The organism is Mesorhizobium sp. WSM4817 (genome assembly GCF_055811135.1).
Window position 1 is genome coordinate 89492 of record NZ_JBVVQQ010000002.1, and the last position, 16583, is coordinate 106074.

A 16583-nucleotide genomic window follows, 5' to 3' on the forward strand; every position below is an offset into this window, starting at 1 on the left:
GCGTTCTCCCCCAGGTAACAGCGCCCCCTTGGTGACCGGAGAGACCACAATGGAAATTATTGACTGCGAACGCATCGCGAAGGCCAAGCGGGCTTTCACGACCCGCCGAATTCCCACTGAGCGCATGCGGATGTTGCTTTCGCCTCCCGCCGAACCGAAGGCAGGCGACCTGGTGCTCGCGCGGATCGAGGCGCTCGGTCACCACAAGTCGGTCGAGCTGCCCTCGGGACGCAAGGCGGCACTTGCCGCGACGGACGAAGTCGTCCTGGCCTACGGCAACCGCTACGCCCCTGATCAGTTCGAGGCGATCGTTCCGGCAGATCTCGGACCGTGCCATATGGTGGCGGCAGGCGGAGTGGCTTCGCGGGCGTTGGCATGGCACGACAAGACCATGTCTCCGACTGCGATCGTGCCGCTCGGCCTCGTCACCAACTCATGCGGCCGCGTTCTGAACGTTGCAGACTTTGCGGTCGCGCCGCAGCCGGCGCGGCTCACCCCGCCGACAATCGTTGTCTTCGGAACGTCGATGAATTCGGGCAAGACGACAACAGCTGCAAGCCTCGTGCGTGGTTTGACCAGGGCAGGTTTCGCAGTTGGTGCGGCAAAGGTGACCGGAACCGGAGCCGGCAATGATCTCTGGTCGATGATGGATGCCGGAGCATGCGCCGCTCTTGATTTTACTGTTGCCGGCTTTGCCACGACCTATCTCGCCCCAATCGATGCCATCGTCGAGGGCGCGCAGCATTTGCTGCATTCTCTTGCCGCCACCGGGGCGGACATCGCGGTTCTGGAGGTCGCGGATGGGCTATTCCAGTCCGAGACGGCGGCGCTGGCAAAGTCCCCGAAATTCCGCGAGCTGACCGGCGGCGTGCTGTTTGCCGCAGGCGATGCGATGGGGGCGGTGGCGGGCTGCGAAAGGCTGCGCGAGCTTGGATACGACGTGCTCGGGCTCAGCGGGCTCTTGACCTGCTCGCCGCTGGCGCGCCGGGAAGCAGGCGCTGCCAACGTCCCTGTCTATGGCGTCAAGGAACTCACCGATCCGGCGACCGCGGCAAGCATAGTCTCAGGGATATTGAACCCGCGCCTGATGGTGATCGCTGGAGGTGCACAATGCGTCTACCAGGAATCCTGATCGGCACGCGACTGGTCGCCCTTGCGGTTCTTGTCGCCATCGGCTTTGCCAAGGCCGCCACGTCGCTCGCTCTTGTCGCCATCGTCGGTGCGGCGGTTTCCGGGGAACCGCAGCCGCTCGGGCAGGGCAGGCTGATCGTGGCCAGCCTTTCGCTTGGCATCGCGCTCTTCGCACTCGGGGTGATGCAGCGCCGACAGGGGGCAGCTTTTGCACTGGACTATGTGCGCGAGGTCCGCAGACTGCTGGTCGAGCAACTCTTCGCATTGCCGCCTGGCGCCGGCCGGACCGGTCTCGGCCTGGTAATGACCCGCCTCCTCACCGACCTCTCCGCCATCAGATCCTGGCTGGCCGACGGCGTGGCTTCCCTCTTTGTTGCGGGTCCTTCCGTCGTTCTCATCGTGGTTGGCGCCTTCTGGCTTGTCCCAGGGGTTGCGCCGTTCCTGCTTTGCGGCGTTCTTGCCTGGTCGATCGTCTGTCTTGTTGCCCTGCCGTTTCTTCACCGGGCCATCCGCGAAAGCCGGCGGAGGCGGGGACGGCTTGCCGGTCGTCTCGGCGACATCGTTGCCGCCCGGGCGGCGTTTGCCCATTTCGGCAAAAGCGGAACGTCCACACGCAAGATCGACCGGATGTCGGAAGCGCTCAACATGTGGCTCGTTCGCCGGGCAGGGTGGTCGGGGGCTGCGCGCGCGTCCAGTGACTTCGTCATGCCCGTGATCGTCGTCATTCTCGTGGCCTATGCGTTTTCGGGCCGCCCGGCGATGCTGGTTGGCGATCTCAGCACGCTATTGCTCCTCGCCGGACTGACGGTTGGCCAGCTTTCCGACCTCGCTCGCGCCGCCGATTATCGGCTTGCCTATGTCGAGTCCCGCCGCCGGATTGCCTCCATCCTGGCAAGGCCGGTGCTTGCGGATCCTGTGAATCCAGTTCCCCTGCCGCGCTCGACGTCAGGCCGGCGGCTGCGCATCGAATTTCATTGCCGAAACGGCACGCCGTCAAAAGTGCTGGATGCCGCGCCCGGCGCCTCGATCCTGCTTGGCGGTGATACGCCTGAAGCACGCAGCGCGCTTTTTTCCAGCATCGCAGGTTTTGAGGAAAACAGCGGCCTGGCGATTTTCCTCGATGACATTCCTGTCGACAAGATTTCGCGGCGCGACCGGCGCCGGGCAATCACCCTTTTGTCGCCGGCGATCCCGTTGGTGCGGGCTACAATGGTCGACAATATAGCCCTGGGAGCGCCCTCAGCGACCCCGCAGGAAGAGATAATCGCCACGGCCTCGCTGTGCGGCCTGGCAGTCGATGGACCGCCAGACAGCGGCCAGAGACTGGAGCCCCCTCAAATCAGTGCCATGCAGGCCGCCCGGATCCGTGCCGCACGAGCGCTGGTTCGATCAGCGGCCGTGCTCCTTATCGACGACATCGATGTCTGCAAGGACCGGGACTTGCTTGCGGCCGTTCTTGCACACGCGCGTGCCGCGCAAACGACAGTGATCGTCTCGTGCGAAGCAGCCACTGCGGGCATGGAATTCGATGATACCTGCCTTCTCGATTGCGAGTGATCGGGAGATCGCCTCGGCGCTGCCACATGTCTTGTTGCAACCATAAATAGTCGCGACTAGCGACATCGATCCACAATATGGATCGCATTTTCGCCGCAAGTCGCTGATATACAGCCGATTGCATGGCAAAAATCGGTTATGCGAAATAATCGGTCCATGATATAGACCTGTATGCGAAAATCTGGAATGAGCGGGAGGAGATCGCTTCGTTCCCGATTTCGGCGTGAGCAGGCGTTATTGCCTGGTCCGAGCGGAGGAGCTTGAGGCATGGCAGCCGCCAGCAACAACACGATGATCATCGATACGCCGGCCGAGGTGCTGGATGCGCGGCCAGGGTCACGGCTGATGTGGCCGGTCGAGGCGGTGGCCTCGATCCTGCTCGTCTTCGTCATCGGTCTGCTGCTCGCCGGCGTCATCTCGCGCTACGTGCTATCGCTGCCGATCGTCTGGATCGATGAGGCCGCCTCCATCTCCTTTCTCTGGCTCGCCATGCTCGGCTCGGCCATCGCCATCGACCGCAACGAGCATCTGCGTCTTACCATCTTCCTCAACCTGATCCCCGAGCGCGGCCGCCACTTCGTGGACGCCCTCGCTTTGCTCGTCGTGGCGACGGTGCTGCTCGCGCTGATCGTGCCGGCAAGCCAGTATGTACAGGAAGAGTGGTACGTCACCTCGGCAGCGCTCAACATTCCGATGAGCTTCCGCGCCTCGGCAATTGTCGCCGGGCTGGCATTGATGTCGGTTATCGCCGTGGGCCACGCGATCCGCGCAGCGACGCTCGCCAACCTGGCCGCCGCTGTCGCAGTCATTGCCGCACTGGCCGTGGTCGGCTGGCTGCTTTCGCCATTGTTCCTCACGCTCGGCTACGCCAACATCGTCATCTTTCTCGTCGGCGTGGTGGCGGTCTGCCTTCTGCTCGGTGTGCCGATCGCTTTCTGTTTCGGCGTCGGCACGATCGCCTTCATCGCCTTCAGCACGCACGTGCCGATGATCGTGCTTGTCGGCCGCATCGATGAGGGGATGTCGAGCCTCATCCTGCTGTCGGTGCCGATCTTCGTCCTGCTCGGCTGTGTGCTCGACGCGACAGGCATGGGCAAGGCGATCGTCGAATTCATGGCGTCGCTGCTCGGCCATGTGAAGGCCGGCATGTCTTACGTGCTGCTGGGCTCGATGTTCCTCGTCTCGGGCATTTCCGGTTCGAAGGTTTCCGACATGGCGACTGTCGCTCCGGCACTTTTCCCCGAAATGAAGCGGCGCGGCCACAAGCCCAAGGAGATGATCGCGTTGCTCGCAACCGGCGCTGCGATGGCCGATACGGTGCCGCCATCGATCGTGCTGATTGTGCTCGGCTCGGTCGCAGGCGTTTCGATCGCCGCGCTTTTCACCAGCGGCTTCGTCATCGCCGTGGTTCTGTTGCTCGTCCTTGCGGTGCTCGCGCGCTGGAAGGCTTCGGGCGAAAGCATGGAAGGCGTACATCGCGCTCCGTTCTCGCTCGTCTGGAAGACGCTGCTCGTCTCCGGCCCCGCACTGGTGCTTCCCTTCCTGATCCGCGGCGCCGTCGGCGGCGGCGTCGCCACCGCCACCGAGGTTTCCACAATCGCCGTGCTCTATGCGCTGGTCATCGGCGCCTTGTTTTATGGCGGCATCGGCGCCAAGAAATTCTACGCCATGCTGGTCGAGACGGCGGCGCTGTCCGGCGCCATCCTGCTCATTCTCGGCACCGCCTCGGCAATGGCCTGGGCGCTGACGCAAACCGGCTTCGCCAACCAACTGGCCATCTACATGACCGACCTGCCGGGAGGCTGGTTCTCCTTCATGCTCGTCACCATCGCCGTCTTCATGGTTCTCGGCTGCGTCCTTGAAGGTCTGCCAGCGATCGTTCTGATGGCGCCGATCATGTTTCCGATCGCCGCTCGGCTGGGTATCAACGACGTGCACTATTCGATGGTCGTCGTGACGGCGATGAACATTGGACTCATGGCGCCGCCTATCGGCATCGGCTTCTACATCGCCTGCAAGATCGGCGACGTCTCGCCCGACGAGGCTATGAGCGCCATCTGGCCCTACCTCGGTGCGTTGCTTGCCGGCCTGTTGCTGATCGCCGCCGTCCCGGCGCTGTCGGTAGCCTATCTCTAGCCACTCGGATTCAACCAGGAGGAAACACGATGACCATCACCCGCCGCAGCTTGATGATTGGCGCAGCCGCATCCATCCCGCTCGTGAGCACCATCCGCTACGCCGGGGCGCAGGCGGCGGAGTTCAACTATAAATACGCCAATAACCTGCCGCTCACCCACCCGATGAACCTGCGCGCGCAGGATGCCGTCGAGAAGATCCGCGAGGAGACCGGCGGCCGCGTCGCCATCCAGATATTCCCCAGCAACCAGCTCGGCGCCGACACCGACATGCTGAGCCAGGTTCGCTCGGGCGGCGTCGAATTCTTCACGCTGTCGCCGCTGATCCTTTCCACGCTCGTCGCCAATGCCTCGATCAGCGGCATCGGCTTTGCCTTCTCGGACTACGACGCCGTGTGGGCGGCGATGGATGGCGACCTCGGCAAATATGTGCGCGGCGAGATCGAGAAATCGAACCTGGTCGTCATGGAAAAGATCTGGGACAACGGCTTTCGCCAGATCACCAGTTCCGTCGGCCCGATCGAGACGCCCGCGAACCTCGAAGGCTTCAAGATTCGCGTCCCGGTCAGCCCGCTCTGGACCTCGATGTTCACCGCCTTCAAGTCGGCGCCGGCCAGCATCAACTTCGCCGAAGTGTATTCGGCTCTGCAGACGAAGATCGTCGACGGGCAGGAAAACCCGTTCGCCATCATCTCCACGGCCAAGCTCTACGAGGTGCAGCAGTTCTGCTCGGTCACCAACCACATGTGGGACGGCTTCTGGTTCCTCGCCAACAAGCGGGCCTGGGAGGCGATGCCGCAGGACATGCGCGAGATCGTCGCCAGGAACCTCAACGAGGCCGGCGTGAAGGAGCGCGAGGACGTCGCCAAGCTCAATGCCACGCTTGAGCAGGAGCTCGCCGCCAAGGGCATGAAGATCAACCATCCGGATGCGGCCCCGTTCCGGCAGACGCTGAAGGACGCCGGCTTCTACTCCGAGTGGAAGGGCAAGTACGGCGACGAAGCCTGGGCCATCCTGGAAAAGGCTGTTGGCGCCAGCCTGACCTGAGCGCAGGGCAGTTCCCGGGCGGGCAGGGCATGTGGCTCAACCGCCCGATAACTGCCGCGATTTTTGTAAGGAATTCCATGGTGGTCGACCGGCTCAGGGGAAAATCCGCAATCGTCTTTGGCGCCGGGTCGTCCGGACCCGGCTGGGGCAACGGCAAGGCAGCCGCGGTCGCCTTCGCGCGCGAAGGCGCGCGCGTCGCCTGCGTCGATCTCGCTGCGGCGGCCGCCGCTGAAACCGCTGAAATCATCCGCGACGAAGGCAACCAGGCGATCGCGTTGTCGGCCGACGCGACCAATCTGGCCTCAGTCGAACTGGCAGCAGCGGCGGCAATGGAGGCGTTCGGCGCCATCGACATCCTGCACAACAACGTGGGCGTGACCCATATGGGCGGTCCCATTGAACTCGATGAGGACGCGTTCCAGGCCGCCCTCGATCTCAATATCGGATCGGTCTACCGCACCGCCAAGGCGGTGTTGCCGCATATGCTCAAGGGCGGCGGCGGTGCGATCGTCAATATCTCGTCACTCGCCGCGATACGCTACGTCGGTTATCCCTATTTCGCCTATTATGCGGCCAAGGCCGCGGTGAACCAGGCCACTGTGGCGCTGGCCATGCAATATGCCCCGCAAGGTATTCGCGCCAACTGCATCATGCCGGGCCTGATCGACACGCCGATGATCTATCAGCAGATTTCCAGCCAATACGGCTCGGCTGACGAGATGGTGGCCGCCCGCAACGCCATGGTGCCGATGGGCAGGATGGGAACAGCGTGGGACGTCGCTGCGGCGGCCGTGTTTCTTGCCTCCGAGGAGGCGCGCTTCGTCACCGGCGTTTGCCTGCCTGTCGATGGCGGCCAAAGCTGCGCCGTCTGCGAGCTCCGCTGACCATGGACATGGCGCCGCCCCCAGACCGCGATCAGACCGGCTCGCAGAGCGTCGACCGGGCGCTCAGCCTTCTTTCGATGGTCGGCCGGCACGCCGACCGCGGTGTTTCGCTCTCCGATATCGTCGAGGAAAGTGGGCTCAACAAGCCGACAACGCGCCGCCTGCTGCTGGCGCTGATGCGCGCGGGAATGATCGAGCAGGACGAGACGACGCGGCGCTATTATCTCGGCGAGGAGGCCTACGTGCTGGGCAGCCTCGCCTCGCGACGTTTCGGCCTGCTTCAGGTCTCGATGGAAAGTCTGCTGCGCCTTTCGAAGAAGACTGAGGATGCCAGCTTCCTCTCGGTCCGCCGCGACACATACTCAGTCTGCCTCTATCGCGAGGAGGGGACCTATCCGGTCAGGACCCACGCGCTGCAGGCCGGCTTCGAGCACCCACTGGGCGTCGGCGCCGGCTCGCTCGCCATGCTCGCCGCACTCCCCGACGAGGAAGTGGAAGCGGTGCTTGCCGCCAACGACGCGGTGCTCAAATCCGACTACCCAATGCTGCCGGTCGAGCAGATCCGGCGCGATGTAGAGACGACGCGCGCCAACGGCTATTCGCTCAATCCCGGCCGCATCGTCGCCAATTCCTGGGGCGTCGGGGTTGCGCTTCGCAGCGCCGACGCACGGCCAGTCGGCGCGCTGTCGATCGCGGCGATCGACAGCCGGATGCAGCCGGCAAGGCAAATCGAACTCGTCGGATATCTCATGCTGGAGGCAAAGCGCGTCGAGGAACGGCTTGCCCAGATGTTCGCCTCGCGCGCGCATATGCGCGAGCACCCCACTTTAAAGCCGCGCACCAGGAGGTTGTCACAATGACGGAGGCTCACACCGACGGACGGGCGCATTCCGCGTTAGGAAAGGAAAACACCGGGCAGTTGATGGCGACGGCAGCGGCGTCCACGCTTGCTCATGCCGGTGTCGAGCCCTGCGACGTCGCCGCCATCTTCGTCTACGTGTCGTCGCTGGAGCGCGCGAAGTCATGACCATGGCTGCAGGCGGCGTGACGCCTTCCTCCACGCGCGTCATGAACCTCTCGCATTTTTTGACCCAGGCGGCACGCCGCAATCCGCACGATATTGGCTTCGTCTGGCGCGAGCGGCAGTGGACATGGCGCGAGATGGAAGTGCGCGTCAACGCGATGGCCGCTGCACTCCGCGACGCGTTCGGCGTGACAAAGGGCGATCGAATCCTCGTCCAGTCGGCCAATTGCAATCAGATGTTCGAATCTATGTTCGCCTGCTTCCGGCTCGGGGCCGTCTGGGTGCCGGCGAACTACCGCCAGTCGCCGGACGAAGTCGCCTACCTCGCCAAGGCGAGCGGCGCGCGTGGCCTGATCTGCGGCGCGGGCTTCCCGGCTCATGCTGCTGCCTGCCGGGAAACAGCCCCCGGGATCGACTTCGTCCTGTCGATCGGCGCGGCCGAATTCGGCGATGACTACGACGCCGTCGCCGCCCGTTTTGCCGCCCGGACCGTTGCCAGCGTCGCCGTCGATCGCGACGATCCCTGCTGGTTCTTCTTCACCTCCGGCACGACCGGCCGGCCAAAGGCCGCCGTGCTCACGCATGGCCAGATGGGCTTTGTCATCACCAATCATTTGTGCGACCTGGTGCCCGCCACGACGCGCGACGACGCCTCGATCGTGGTGGCGCCGCTGTCGCATGGGGCCGGCATTCATCAACTCGTGCAGGTGGCGCACGGCGCCAAGTCTATCCTGCTGCCAACCGACAAGCTCGACGTGCCGACGGTCTGGGCGCTGGTCGAAGAATGGCGGGTGACCAACGCCTTCACCGTGCCGACCATCCTCAAGATGCTGGTCGAGGACGACAGCGTCGACCGGTTCGACCATTCCTCGTTGCGCTATGTCATCTATGCCGGTGCGCCGATGTACCGCGCCGACCAGAAGCGGGCGCTCGAGAAGCTCGGGCCGGTTCTGGTCCAGTATTTTGGCCTGGGGGAAGTCACGGGCAATATCACTGTGCAGCCTCCTTCCTATCATTCCGTCGAGGATGGTCCGCAAGCGCGCATCGGAACCTGCGGTTTCGAGCGCACAGCCATGCAGGTCGAGATCCAGGACGACGCCGGCAATGCCGTCTCGCCGGGCGAAACCGGCGAAATCTGCGTGATCGGGCCTGCAGTCTTCGCCGGCTATTACGACAACCCGCAAGCCAACGCCGCAGCGTTCCGCAACGGCTGGTTCCGCACCGGCGATCTGGGCCACATGTCCGAGGACGGCTTCGTCTACATCACCGGCCGCTCGTCCGACATGTATATCTCCGGCGGCTCCAACATCTATCCGCGCGAGATCGAGGAGAAGATCCTGCTCCATCCCGACATAAGCGAAGCCGCCGTTCTCGGCATTCCCGATCCCGTCTGGGGCGAGGTCGGCGTCGCGGTTTGCGTCGCCCGCGCCGGCGTTGTGCGCGAAACGATCGCGATTGAGCGCTGGCTGGAAGGCAAGCTCGCCCGCTACAAGATGCCCAAGCGCTTCGTGTGGTGGGAGACGATGCCCAAATCGGCCTATGGCAAGATCGCCAAGAAGTTGATTCGCGAAGAGCTGGAGCGCCGAGGCGAGTTGGGACCGTCCGAGCCGAAGCTCTCGGCATGAGGAGCAGGCGATGAACAGCAGCCACCAAAGCCGCGCCGTGGCGATCACCGGCGGCGCATCGGGCATCGGCCTTGAGACGGCGCGCCTGCTGACCGAGCGCGGCTTCGAAATCTTCCTCTTCGACCTCGCCGGGCCAGCGCTGGGTTCGGCCTGCACGGATCTCGGCCTCAGCGAGGAACGCGGCATCGTCTGCAACGTCGTCGACGAAGCGGCTGTCGACGAGGCCATCGGCCGGATCACCGCCGCGCACAGCCTCGCCGCGGTCGTGAACTGCGCCGGCATAGCGATGGACCGGCCGTCGGTCGAGACCAGCGTCGAGGATTTCCGCCGGATTGTCGACGTGAACCTCACCGGAACGTTCATTGTCTCGCGGGCTGCGGCGCGCTACTGGCTTGAACGGGAGCTGCCGGGGGCGATTGTCAATATCACCTCTGTTTCTGGACTTTGCGGCAACAAGGGCCGCAGCGCCTATGGCGCATCGAAAGGCGGCCAGAATCTGCTCACGCTCGTCATGGCCAATGAGCTCGGCGTCGATGGCATCCGCGTCAACGCCGTCGCACCCGGGCCGATCGAAACGCCGCTGACGCAGGCCGTCCACACCGAGGACGTCCGCCGGCAGTGGTTGGATCGCGTGCCGCAGCGCCGCTACGGCACGCCGCGCGAGATCGCGGGAGCGGTGGCTTTCCTGATTTCAGACGAGGCCAGCTACATCAACGGCCAGATTCTCGCCGTCGATGGCGGCTTCATCCATGCCGGCCTTGTCGCCTGAGATGGCTCCGATGCGCAGCATCCGCCATCCCGGTCCGATCGCGTCGGAACGTTTCGCAGCGATGCCCTGCGCCGCAGAGCCGCTGACGCTGCGGCTTGAAGCCGGCAGCTCGATCAATGACGCCGTGGCGCAGGCCCTCGCGGTCGCCGGATTCAGCAGCGGATACATCCGCCTGCGCAACGCGCGGGTTGACCCAATGCGCTACGTCGTCCCCGCCGCCTCTCCAGATGGCACGCACGCCGCGTGGTACAGCGATACATTCGCACCGGAAGGCATAACGGTCATCGAGGATGCGGGCCTCGTCGCCGGCCGGCGGGACGAGCGGGCATTTTTTCATTGCCATGGCATCTGGCGCACCCCCGACGGCGTGCGGCGCATGGGCCATCTCCTGCCGCTCGACTCGCGCTTGGCGGAGCCGGTTGAGGTCACCGCCTGGGGTATCGAGGGCGCGCTGTTCGACGTGCGCGACGACGCCGAGACGAATTTTCGCCTTTTCGCGCCGATCAGGGCTCCGCTCCTGGGTGAGCGCCGCGGCCGCCGCGCCGCCATCTGCACGGTAAGGCCCAACGAGGATATCGGCCAGGCGATCGAAGCCCTTTGCCGACGGCACGGCTTTGACCACGCCTCGATCCAGGGCATCGGCAGCCTGGTCGGCGCGGATTTCGACGACGGCTCGGCGGTCTCCTCCTATGCGACGGAAGTTCTCGTCACGGACGGCGCTGTGCGCTCCGGTCGTTGCACGCTCGACATCGCGCTGGTCGGCATGGACGGTGTGATAAGCTCAGGTCGCCTTCGCCGCGACGCTAACCCCGTCTGCGTGACGTTCGAACTGCTGGTTGTCGCATCCGATGAGAAATCTGCCTAGTTGAGGATGCTGACCACGCTGTGTGCCGTGTCGCTGCGGCCCCACTTGGTCGACCGTGGATCAGGATCATCCGAAATTTAGGTTTCACGACCCGGTCAGAGCGGTTTTCGCATCCATTTTGCCAGGACCCCAACGATGCCTTCCCGGAACGACAGCACCGCGACAACGAAGATGATGCCTTGGCCGATCGTGACCCAGTCGCCGAATGTGGCGAGGTAGTTTTGCATCGTGACGATGACTGCCGCGCCGACGATCGGTCCGAACACCGTGCCCATGCCGCCCAACAGCGTCATCAGCACGACTTCGCCGGACATCGTCCAGTAGACGTCGGTAAGCGACGCCAACTGGAACACGATGGCCTTGGTTGCGCCGGCGACGCCGGCGAGCGTGGCCGACAGCACGAATACGGCGAGCTTGTAGCGGTTGACCCGATAGCCCAGCGAGATCGCGCGCGGCTCGTTCTCGCGGATCGCCTTCAACACCTGGCCAAACGGCGAATGGATGATCCGATAGATCAGCAATATGCCGGCGAAGAAGATGGCGAGCACGAAGAAATAGAGAACTTCGCTCGAACGCAGGTCGATCAGCCCGAACAGATGGCCGCGCGGCACGGCCTGGATGCCGTCCTCGCCGCCGGTAAACGCCGCCTGCAGCGAGAAGAAATAGATCATCTGCGCAAAAGCCAGCGTCACCATGGCGAAATAGATGCCGTGGCGGCGAATGGCGAGCGAGCCGATGGCGAGACCGAGCACGGCTGCCACCAGCGTGCCCGCGATAATGGCAAGTTCAGGCGTCAGGCCCCACACCTTTGCCGCATGGGCCGAGACGTAGCTCGCCATGCCGAAATAGGCCGCGTGGCCGAAGGACAGGAGACCGCCGAAGCCGAGCAACAGGTTGAAGGCGCAGGCAAACAGCGCGAAGCACAGCACCTTCATGACAAAGATCGGATAGAGCAGAAATGGCGCGGCGATGAGGAAGACGAAGAGCGCGGCGAAGATCGCAAGGTGATGACGGGGCATGCCCGCGGCGCCGACCGACGTTATGGCCGCCATGGCGATCGGGTTGGTGTCGGTTGTCATCACACACTCCGTCCAAACAGACCTGCGGGCTTGACCAGCAGCACGAGCGCCATGATGACAAAGATTACCACGGCCGAGCCTTCCGGATAGAACACGCGGGTCAAACCCTCGATCAGCCCAAGCCCGAAGCCGGTGAGGATCGAGCCGAGGATCGAGCCCATGCCGCCGATGACGACGACGGCGAAGACGACAATGATCAGGTCTGCCCCCATGTTCGGATTGACTGCGTATATCGGCGCGGCGAGCACGCCGGCGAAACCCGCGAGTGCGACGCCGAAACCATAGGTGAGCGTGACCAGCAGCGGCACGTTGATGCCGAACGCGCCGACCATGGTCGGGTTCTCGGTCGCAGCCCTGAGATAGGCGCCAAGCCGGGTCTTTTCGATGATGAACCAGGTCGCGAGGCACACGATGAGGGAAGCCACGATCACCCAGGCGCGCGAATTGGGCAGGTACATGAAGCCAAGATTGTACCCGCCGTTCAGAAGCGGCGGCGGCGGGTACGGCAGGCCGGATACGCCGAAAAACTGGCGGAAGAAGCCGACGATGATCAGCGCCAGGCCGAATGTGAGAAGCAGCCCGTAGAGATGGTCGAGGTGATATAGCCGTCGGATCAGGACGCGCTCAAGCACGATGCCGGTGACGCCGACAATCGGCGGGACGATGAACACAGCCCACCAGTAACCGACGCCAAGATAGTTGAGCAGCATCCATGCGCCGAAGGCGCCCAGCATGTACTGGGCGCCATGCGTGAAATTGATGATGTTCAGGAGACCGAAGATGACCGCCAGCCCGAGGCTCAGAACCGCATAGAAGGAGCCATTGATCAGCCCGAGCAGCAATTGCCCGAACAGGACCTGAGGCGGAATTCCAAGCAGTTCGAACATGGTCGCTCCAGCTGACTTATCGACAAAACGACGCGCCGAGCTGTTCGGCGCATCGTTGGCGAGGCTCGCTTACTTGACGAGCGAACAGCCGCCTTCGGCGAGCGGGCGGAACGCCTTGTCGGCCGGAATGGTGGCTACCGTCTCGAAATAGTCCCATGGAGCCTTCGATTGGTCCGGCTTCTTGACGCGGAACAGATACATGTCGTGCAGCTTGCGCCCGTCGGCGCGGATGGTGCCCTTGCCGAACAGCGGATCCTCGGTCGGCATTTCCTTCATTTTGGCCATCACCTTGGCCGCATCCTTGTCGCCGACGGCCTCGACGGCCTTAAGATAATGCAGGACAGAAGCGTAGACTCCGGCCTCGATCATCGAAGGCTTTTGTCCGGCATTCCGCTCCTGGAAACGGGCAGAGAACTCCCGCGTTTGATCGTTCTTGTCCCAGTAGAACGCGCTGGTGAGCACGAGGCCTTGCGCCACTTCGAGGCCAAGCGCATGCACGTCGTTGATGAACATCAGCAGGGCGGCGAGCGCCTGGCCTCCCTGGGTGATGCCAAATTCCGACGCCTGCTTGACCGCGTTGATCGTGTCGCCGCCGGCATTGGCGAGCCCGACGACCTTGGCGCCCGACCCTTGCGCCTGCAGCAGGAAGGACGAAAAATCCTGGCCGGGGAAAGGATGACGGACGGCGCCGAGAACCTTGCCGCCCGATGCTTCGACGACCGCCGTCGTATCGCGCTCGAGCGCGTGGCCGAAGGCGTAGTCGGCTGTGACGAAGAACCAGCTATCGCCGCCCTGTGCGACCATGGCCGAGCCCGTGCCGTTGGCAAGCGCCCAGGTGTCGTAGGTCCAGTGGACGGTGTTGGGCGAACAGGCTTTGCCGGTGAGGTCGGACGAGGCCGGACCCGAGGCGAGGAAGATCTTGTTCTTCTCCTTGGTGATCTCGTTGACGGCGAGCGCCACCGAGGAGGTTGGCACATCGGCGATCACATCGACATTTTCGGTGTCGTACCACTGGCGGGCGATGTTCGAGCCGACGTCCGGCTTGTTCTGGTGGTCGGCGGAGACGATCGACACATTGATGCCCTTGTCCGTCGCCTTGAAGTCTTCGACCGCCATCTGGGCCGCGATGACCGAGCCTTCGCCAGCGATGTCTGCATAGATGCCGGAACGGTCATTCAGAACGCCGATCTTGACATCTGTGGCGTAGGCCGCGCCGGCCATCAGCAGGCTCGCCGTCGAAGCCAGGACAAATCCCATTTTTCTCATCGCTACTTCCCTCCGATTGCGGCGCAACGCGCCGTTGATGATTGTCTAGACACCGAGATATGCGTGCAGCTTGTCGATGTTGGCGTCGAGCTCGCGGTTGGGGATGGTGTCGATCACGCGCCCCTGTTCCACCACATAGTGACGGTCCGCGACCAACGCGGCGAAATGAAAATTCTGTTCGACGAGCACGATCGTGAATCCCTCGTCCTTGAGCCGGGCAATGGTGCGGCCGATCTGCTGCACGATGACCGGCGCAAGCCCTTCGGTCGGCTCGTCGAGCAGCAAGAGCTTGGCGCCCGTCCGCAAGATCCGGCCGATGGCGAGCATCTGCTGTTCGCCGCCCGAGAGCTTGGTGCCTTGGCTCGAAAGCCGTTCCTTCAGGTTCGGGAAGAGCTCGAAAATCTGCTCGACGGTGAGCCCACCGGGGCGCACCTGCGGCGGCAGCATCAAATTCTCCTCGACAGAGAGGCTGGAAAAGATCGCCCGTTCCTCGGGGCAGTAGGCGATGCCCATCTGTGCGATCAACCGCGACGGCAGCTTGATCGTTTCCCGACCTTCATAGGTGACCGAGCCCGAGCGCCTGGATAGAATTCCCATGATCGCCTTCAGCGTCGTCGTCTTGCCGGCGCCATTGCGGCCGAGCAGCGTCACCACTTCACCTTCGCCAACCTCGAAACTGACGCCGTGAAGCACATGGCTCTCGCCGTACCAGCCCTGCAGGCCATCGACGCGAAGCAGGGGTCTCGTCGAGGGGCCAGCAGCCGGCCTGCTTGCAAGTTCAACTTCAGGCATGTCCGGCCCCGATATAGGCTTCGATAACGCGCGGATCCTTGGAAACGGCAGCATAGTCGCCTTCGGCGAGGACTTTGCCACGAGCGAGCACAGTGATGCGGTTCGACAGCGAGGCGACGACCGACAGATTGTGCTCAACCATCAAAATGGTGCGGTTCTTGGCGATGCGCCGGATCAGCGCCGAGATGCGCTCGATGTCTTCCTGCGCCATGCCGGCCATGGGCTCATCGAGAAGCAGCATTTCAGGGTTCAGCGCCAGCGTCGTCGCGATTTCAAGCGCGCGCTTGCGGCCGTAGGACAGATCGCTGGCGCGGATGTCTGAAAACGCGGTCAGGCCGACATCGGCGAGAAGCGCCGCACCCTCGCTGTTGAACCTGGAGAGCACTGTTTCGGAGCGCCAGAAATCGAAACTGTCGCCGCGCCGGCGCTGCAGCGCGATGCGGACATTCTCGAGAGCCGTCATGTGCGGAAACACCGCCGATATCTGAAAGGAGCGCACAAGGCCCAGCCGCGCGATGTCGGCCGGCTGCATCCTGGTGATGTCGCGGCCCTGGTAGCGGATCGCGCCGCGCGTTGGCTGGAGGAATTTGGTCAGCAAGTTGAAGAGGGTCGTCTTGCCTGCTCCGTTGGGGCCGATCAGCGCGTGGATCGATCCTCGCTCCACCGTCAGGTCGACATTGTTGACGGCGACAAAGCCCCCAAATTCCTTAGTCAATCCCGCCGCTTCGAGGATCGCCCCGGAATTCATGCGCGGCAGCCCTCGCCGGTCATCGGCGTGAAAACGTGGAACCGCGCTGCGAGGCCATCCGCCCCCAGGGTGACTTCCATGGGTTCCTCCCGTGGCACTTCCGCCCGCAACAAACGACCTAATGCACATCGCGTCAAGGCCGCAATTGCCGGCGCTGTGGCACGCAGCCTTCGATCATTCGAATTGCAATGTCGAAGCGGCGCAAACGACAGGCGTGACGTGCCGTAATCCGAACCTATCCCAATCCGAACCCATCCGGCCGAGCCGTTCGAAATTCCGCCCGACTGATTGGGCCGACTGATTGGATGAATGCGAAAAGCTCAGCTGCGCTGGCTCGAGTTGGGGTTTTCCCGGTCTGCCCGGGTGGTCTTGCCTTTCGACGCTTTCGATCCGCCGCCCCATTCCTGGGCGTTCCTGGCCTGCGCGCCGCCCTTGGCCGGTTGCTTGGCCTTGTCGCTGCCATTTGCCTTCTTTCCCGATACAGGCTGGTCGGCTTTCGCAGACGAATTGGTTTTTGTCATGTGTCACTCCTCTCGATGGTCGCAACCATTATTGTCTGCCTCCGGCGCCGGCTAGTCCTTGCCGCGTTTTGGGTCCTTGCCGGCAGCCTGGCTGCTCTTTTGCGGCTTGTCCTTCTTGTCCTGATTGCCACCGCGGTTGCCGCCGTGCTCACCGCTCGATCCCTTGACGGCTTTTGTGTCCTGGAGCTTCGTAGCCATCTGGTTCTCCTTTTGGTCCATCCACCTGAACTCGCCTGACGCGGCGATTGTTCCC

The 16583-nt window shown here is 63.5% G+C and carries 17 protein-coding genes; 10 read left to right on the forward strand and 7 right to left on the reverse strand.

What is annotated here, in order from left to right; all coding sequences use genetic code 11:
• The first annotated feature begins 49 nt into the window (after positions 1-49).
• From AC0L2K_RS03130 to AC0L2K_RS03175, 10 genes are all read left to right on the forward strand, one after another.
• Complete coding sequence (locus AC0L2K_RS03130; protein ID WP_473530591.1) at positions 50-1132, forward strand: P-loop NTPase family protein; 1083 nt, start codon at positions 50-52, stop codon at positions 1130-1132.
• Entirely contained in the window at positions 1111-2688 is a 1578-nt protein-coding gene (locus tag AC0L2K_RS03135; protein ID WP_473530592.1) for an ABC transporter transmembrane domain-containing protein, read from the forward strand. Before AC0L2K_RS03130 ends, AC0L2K_RS03135 begins: the two co-directional genes overlap by 22 nt.
• A 291-nt stretch (positions 2689-2979) precedes the next feature.
• Positions 2980-4824, forward strand: coding sequence for a TRAP transporter large permease (locus AC0L2K_RS03140; protein WP_473530761.1), 1845 nt, complete (start codon positions 2980-2982; stop codon positions 4822-4824).
• Positions 4825-4853: 29 nt separating this feature from the next.
• Positions 4854-5870, forward strand: coding sequence for a TRAP transporter substrate-binding protein (locus AC0L2K_RS03145; RefSeq protein ID WP_128167878.1), 1017 nt, complete (start codon positions 4854-4856; stop codon positions 5868-5870).
• A gap of 80 nt (positions 5871-5950) precedes the next feature.
• A complete protein-coding gene (locus AC0L2K_RS03150; protein WP_473530762.1) occupies positions 5951-6754 on the forward strand; it encodes an SDR family NAD(P)-dependent oxidoreductase in 804 nt (267 codons plus the stop codon).
• Positions 6755-6762: 8 nt separating this feature from the next.
• Positions 6763-7614 (forward strand): IclR family transcriptional regulator, encoded by an 852-nt coding sequence (locus tag AC0L2K_RS03155; protein WP_287172635.1) that lies wholly within the window; start codon positions 6763-6765, stop codon positions 7612-7614.
• Positions 7611-7781 carry a hypothetical protein gene (locus AC0L2K_RS03160; protein WP_287172632.1) on the forward strand — a complete coding sequence of 57 codons (171 nt, stop codon included), beginning with the start codon at positions 7611-7613 and terminating at the stop codon, positions 7779-7781. Before AC0L2K_RS03155 ends, AC0L2K_RS03160 begins: the two co-directional genes overlap by 4 nt.
• The gene (locus tag AC0L2K_RS03165) at positions 7778-9403 is read left to right on the forward strand and encodes an acyl-CoA synthetase (RefSeq protein WP_473530593.1); all 1626 of its coding nucleotides are present in this window, start codon (positions 7778-7780) and stop codon (positions 9401-9403) included. Before AC0L2K_RS03160 ends, AC0L2K_RS03165 begins: the two co-directional genes overlap by 4 nt.
• Positions 9404-9413: 10 nt before the next feature.
• On the forward strand, positions 9414-10172 hold the full coding sequence (locus AC0L2K_RS03170; protein WP_473530594.1) for an SDR family NAD(P)-dependent oxidoreductase: 759 nt from the start codon (positions 9414-9416) through the stop codon (positions 10170-10172).
• A 10-nt stretch (positions 10173-10182) separates the two neighbouring features.
• Positions 10183-11037, forward strand: coding sequence for a PCC domain-containing protein (locus tag AC0L2K_RS03175; RefSeq protein ID WP_287394706.1), 855 nt, complete (start codon positions 10183-10185; stop codon positions 11035-11037).
• A 95-nt stretch (positions 11038-11132) separates the two neighbouring features.
• Here AC0L2K_RS03175 and AC0L2K_RS03180 read toward each other — a convergent pair whose 3' ends face one another.
• From AC0L2K_RS03180 to AC0L2K_RS03210, 7 genes are all read right to left on the reverse strand, one after another.
• Positions 11133-12116: a branched-chain amino acid ABC transporter permease gene (locus AC0L2K_RS03180; RefSeq protein WP_473495896.1), complete on the reverse strand. Its 984-nt coding sequence runs from the start codon at positions 12114-12116 to the stop codon at positions 11133-11135.
• Positions 12116-13003, reverse strand: coding sequence for a branched-chain amino acid ABC transporter permease (locus AC0L2K_RS03185; protein WP_027156409.1), 888 nt, complete (start codon positions 13001-13003; stop codon positions 12116-12118). Before AC0L2K_RS03185 ends, AC0L2K_RS03180 begins: the two co-directional genes overlap by 1 nt.
• Before the next feature lie 69 nt (positions 13004-13072).
• The gene (locus AC0L2K_RS03190) at positions 13073-14260 is read right to left on the reverse strand and encodes an ABC transporter substrate-binding protein (protein ID WP_413468402.1); all 1188 of its coding nucleotides are present in this window, start codon (positions 14258-14260) and stop codon (positions 13073-13075) included.
• 54 nt (positions 14261-14314) lie between these two features.
• Positions 14315-15061, reverse strand: a complete 747-nt coding sequence (locus AC0L2K_RS03195; protein WP_128245217.1) for an ABC transporter ATP-binding protein — start codon at positions 15059-15061, stop codon at positions 14315-14317.
• Positions 15054-15809, reverse strand: a complete 756-nt coding sequence (locus AC0L2K_RS03200; protein ID WP_287061335.1) for an ABC transporter ATP-binding protein — start codon at positions 15807-15809, stop codon at positions 15054-15056. Before AC0L2K_RS03200 ends, AC0L2K_RS03195 begins: the two co-directional genes overlap by 8 nt.
• 320 nt (positions 15810-16129) lie before the next feature.
• The gene (locus tag AC0L2K_RS03205; protein ID WP_128172133.1) at positions 16130-16330 is read right to left on the reverse strand and encodes a hypothetical protein; all 201 of its coding nucleotides are present in this window, start codon (positions 16328-16330) and stop codon (positions 16130-16132) included.
• Positions 16331-16381: 51 nt separating this feature from the next.
• Entirely contained in the window at positions 16382-16528 is a 147-nt protein-coding gene (locus AC0L2K_RS03210) for a hypothetical protein (protein WP_202363833.1), read from the reverse strand.
• Between the last annotated feature and the right edge of the window lie 55 nt (positions 16529-16583).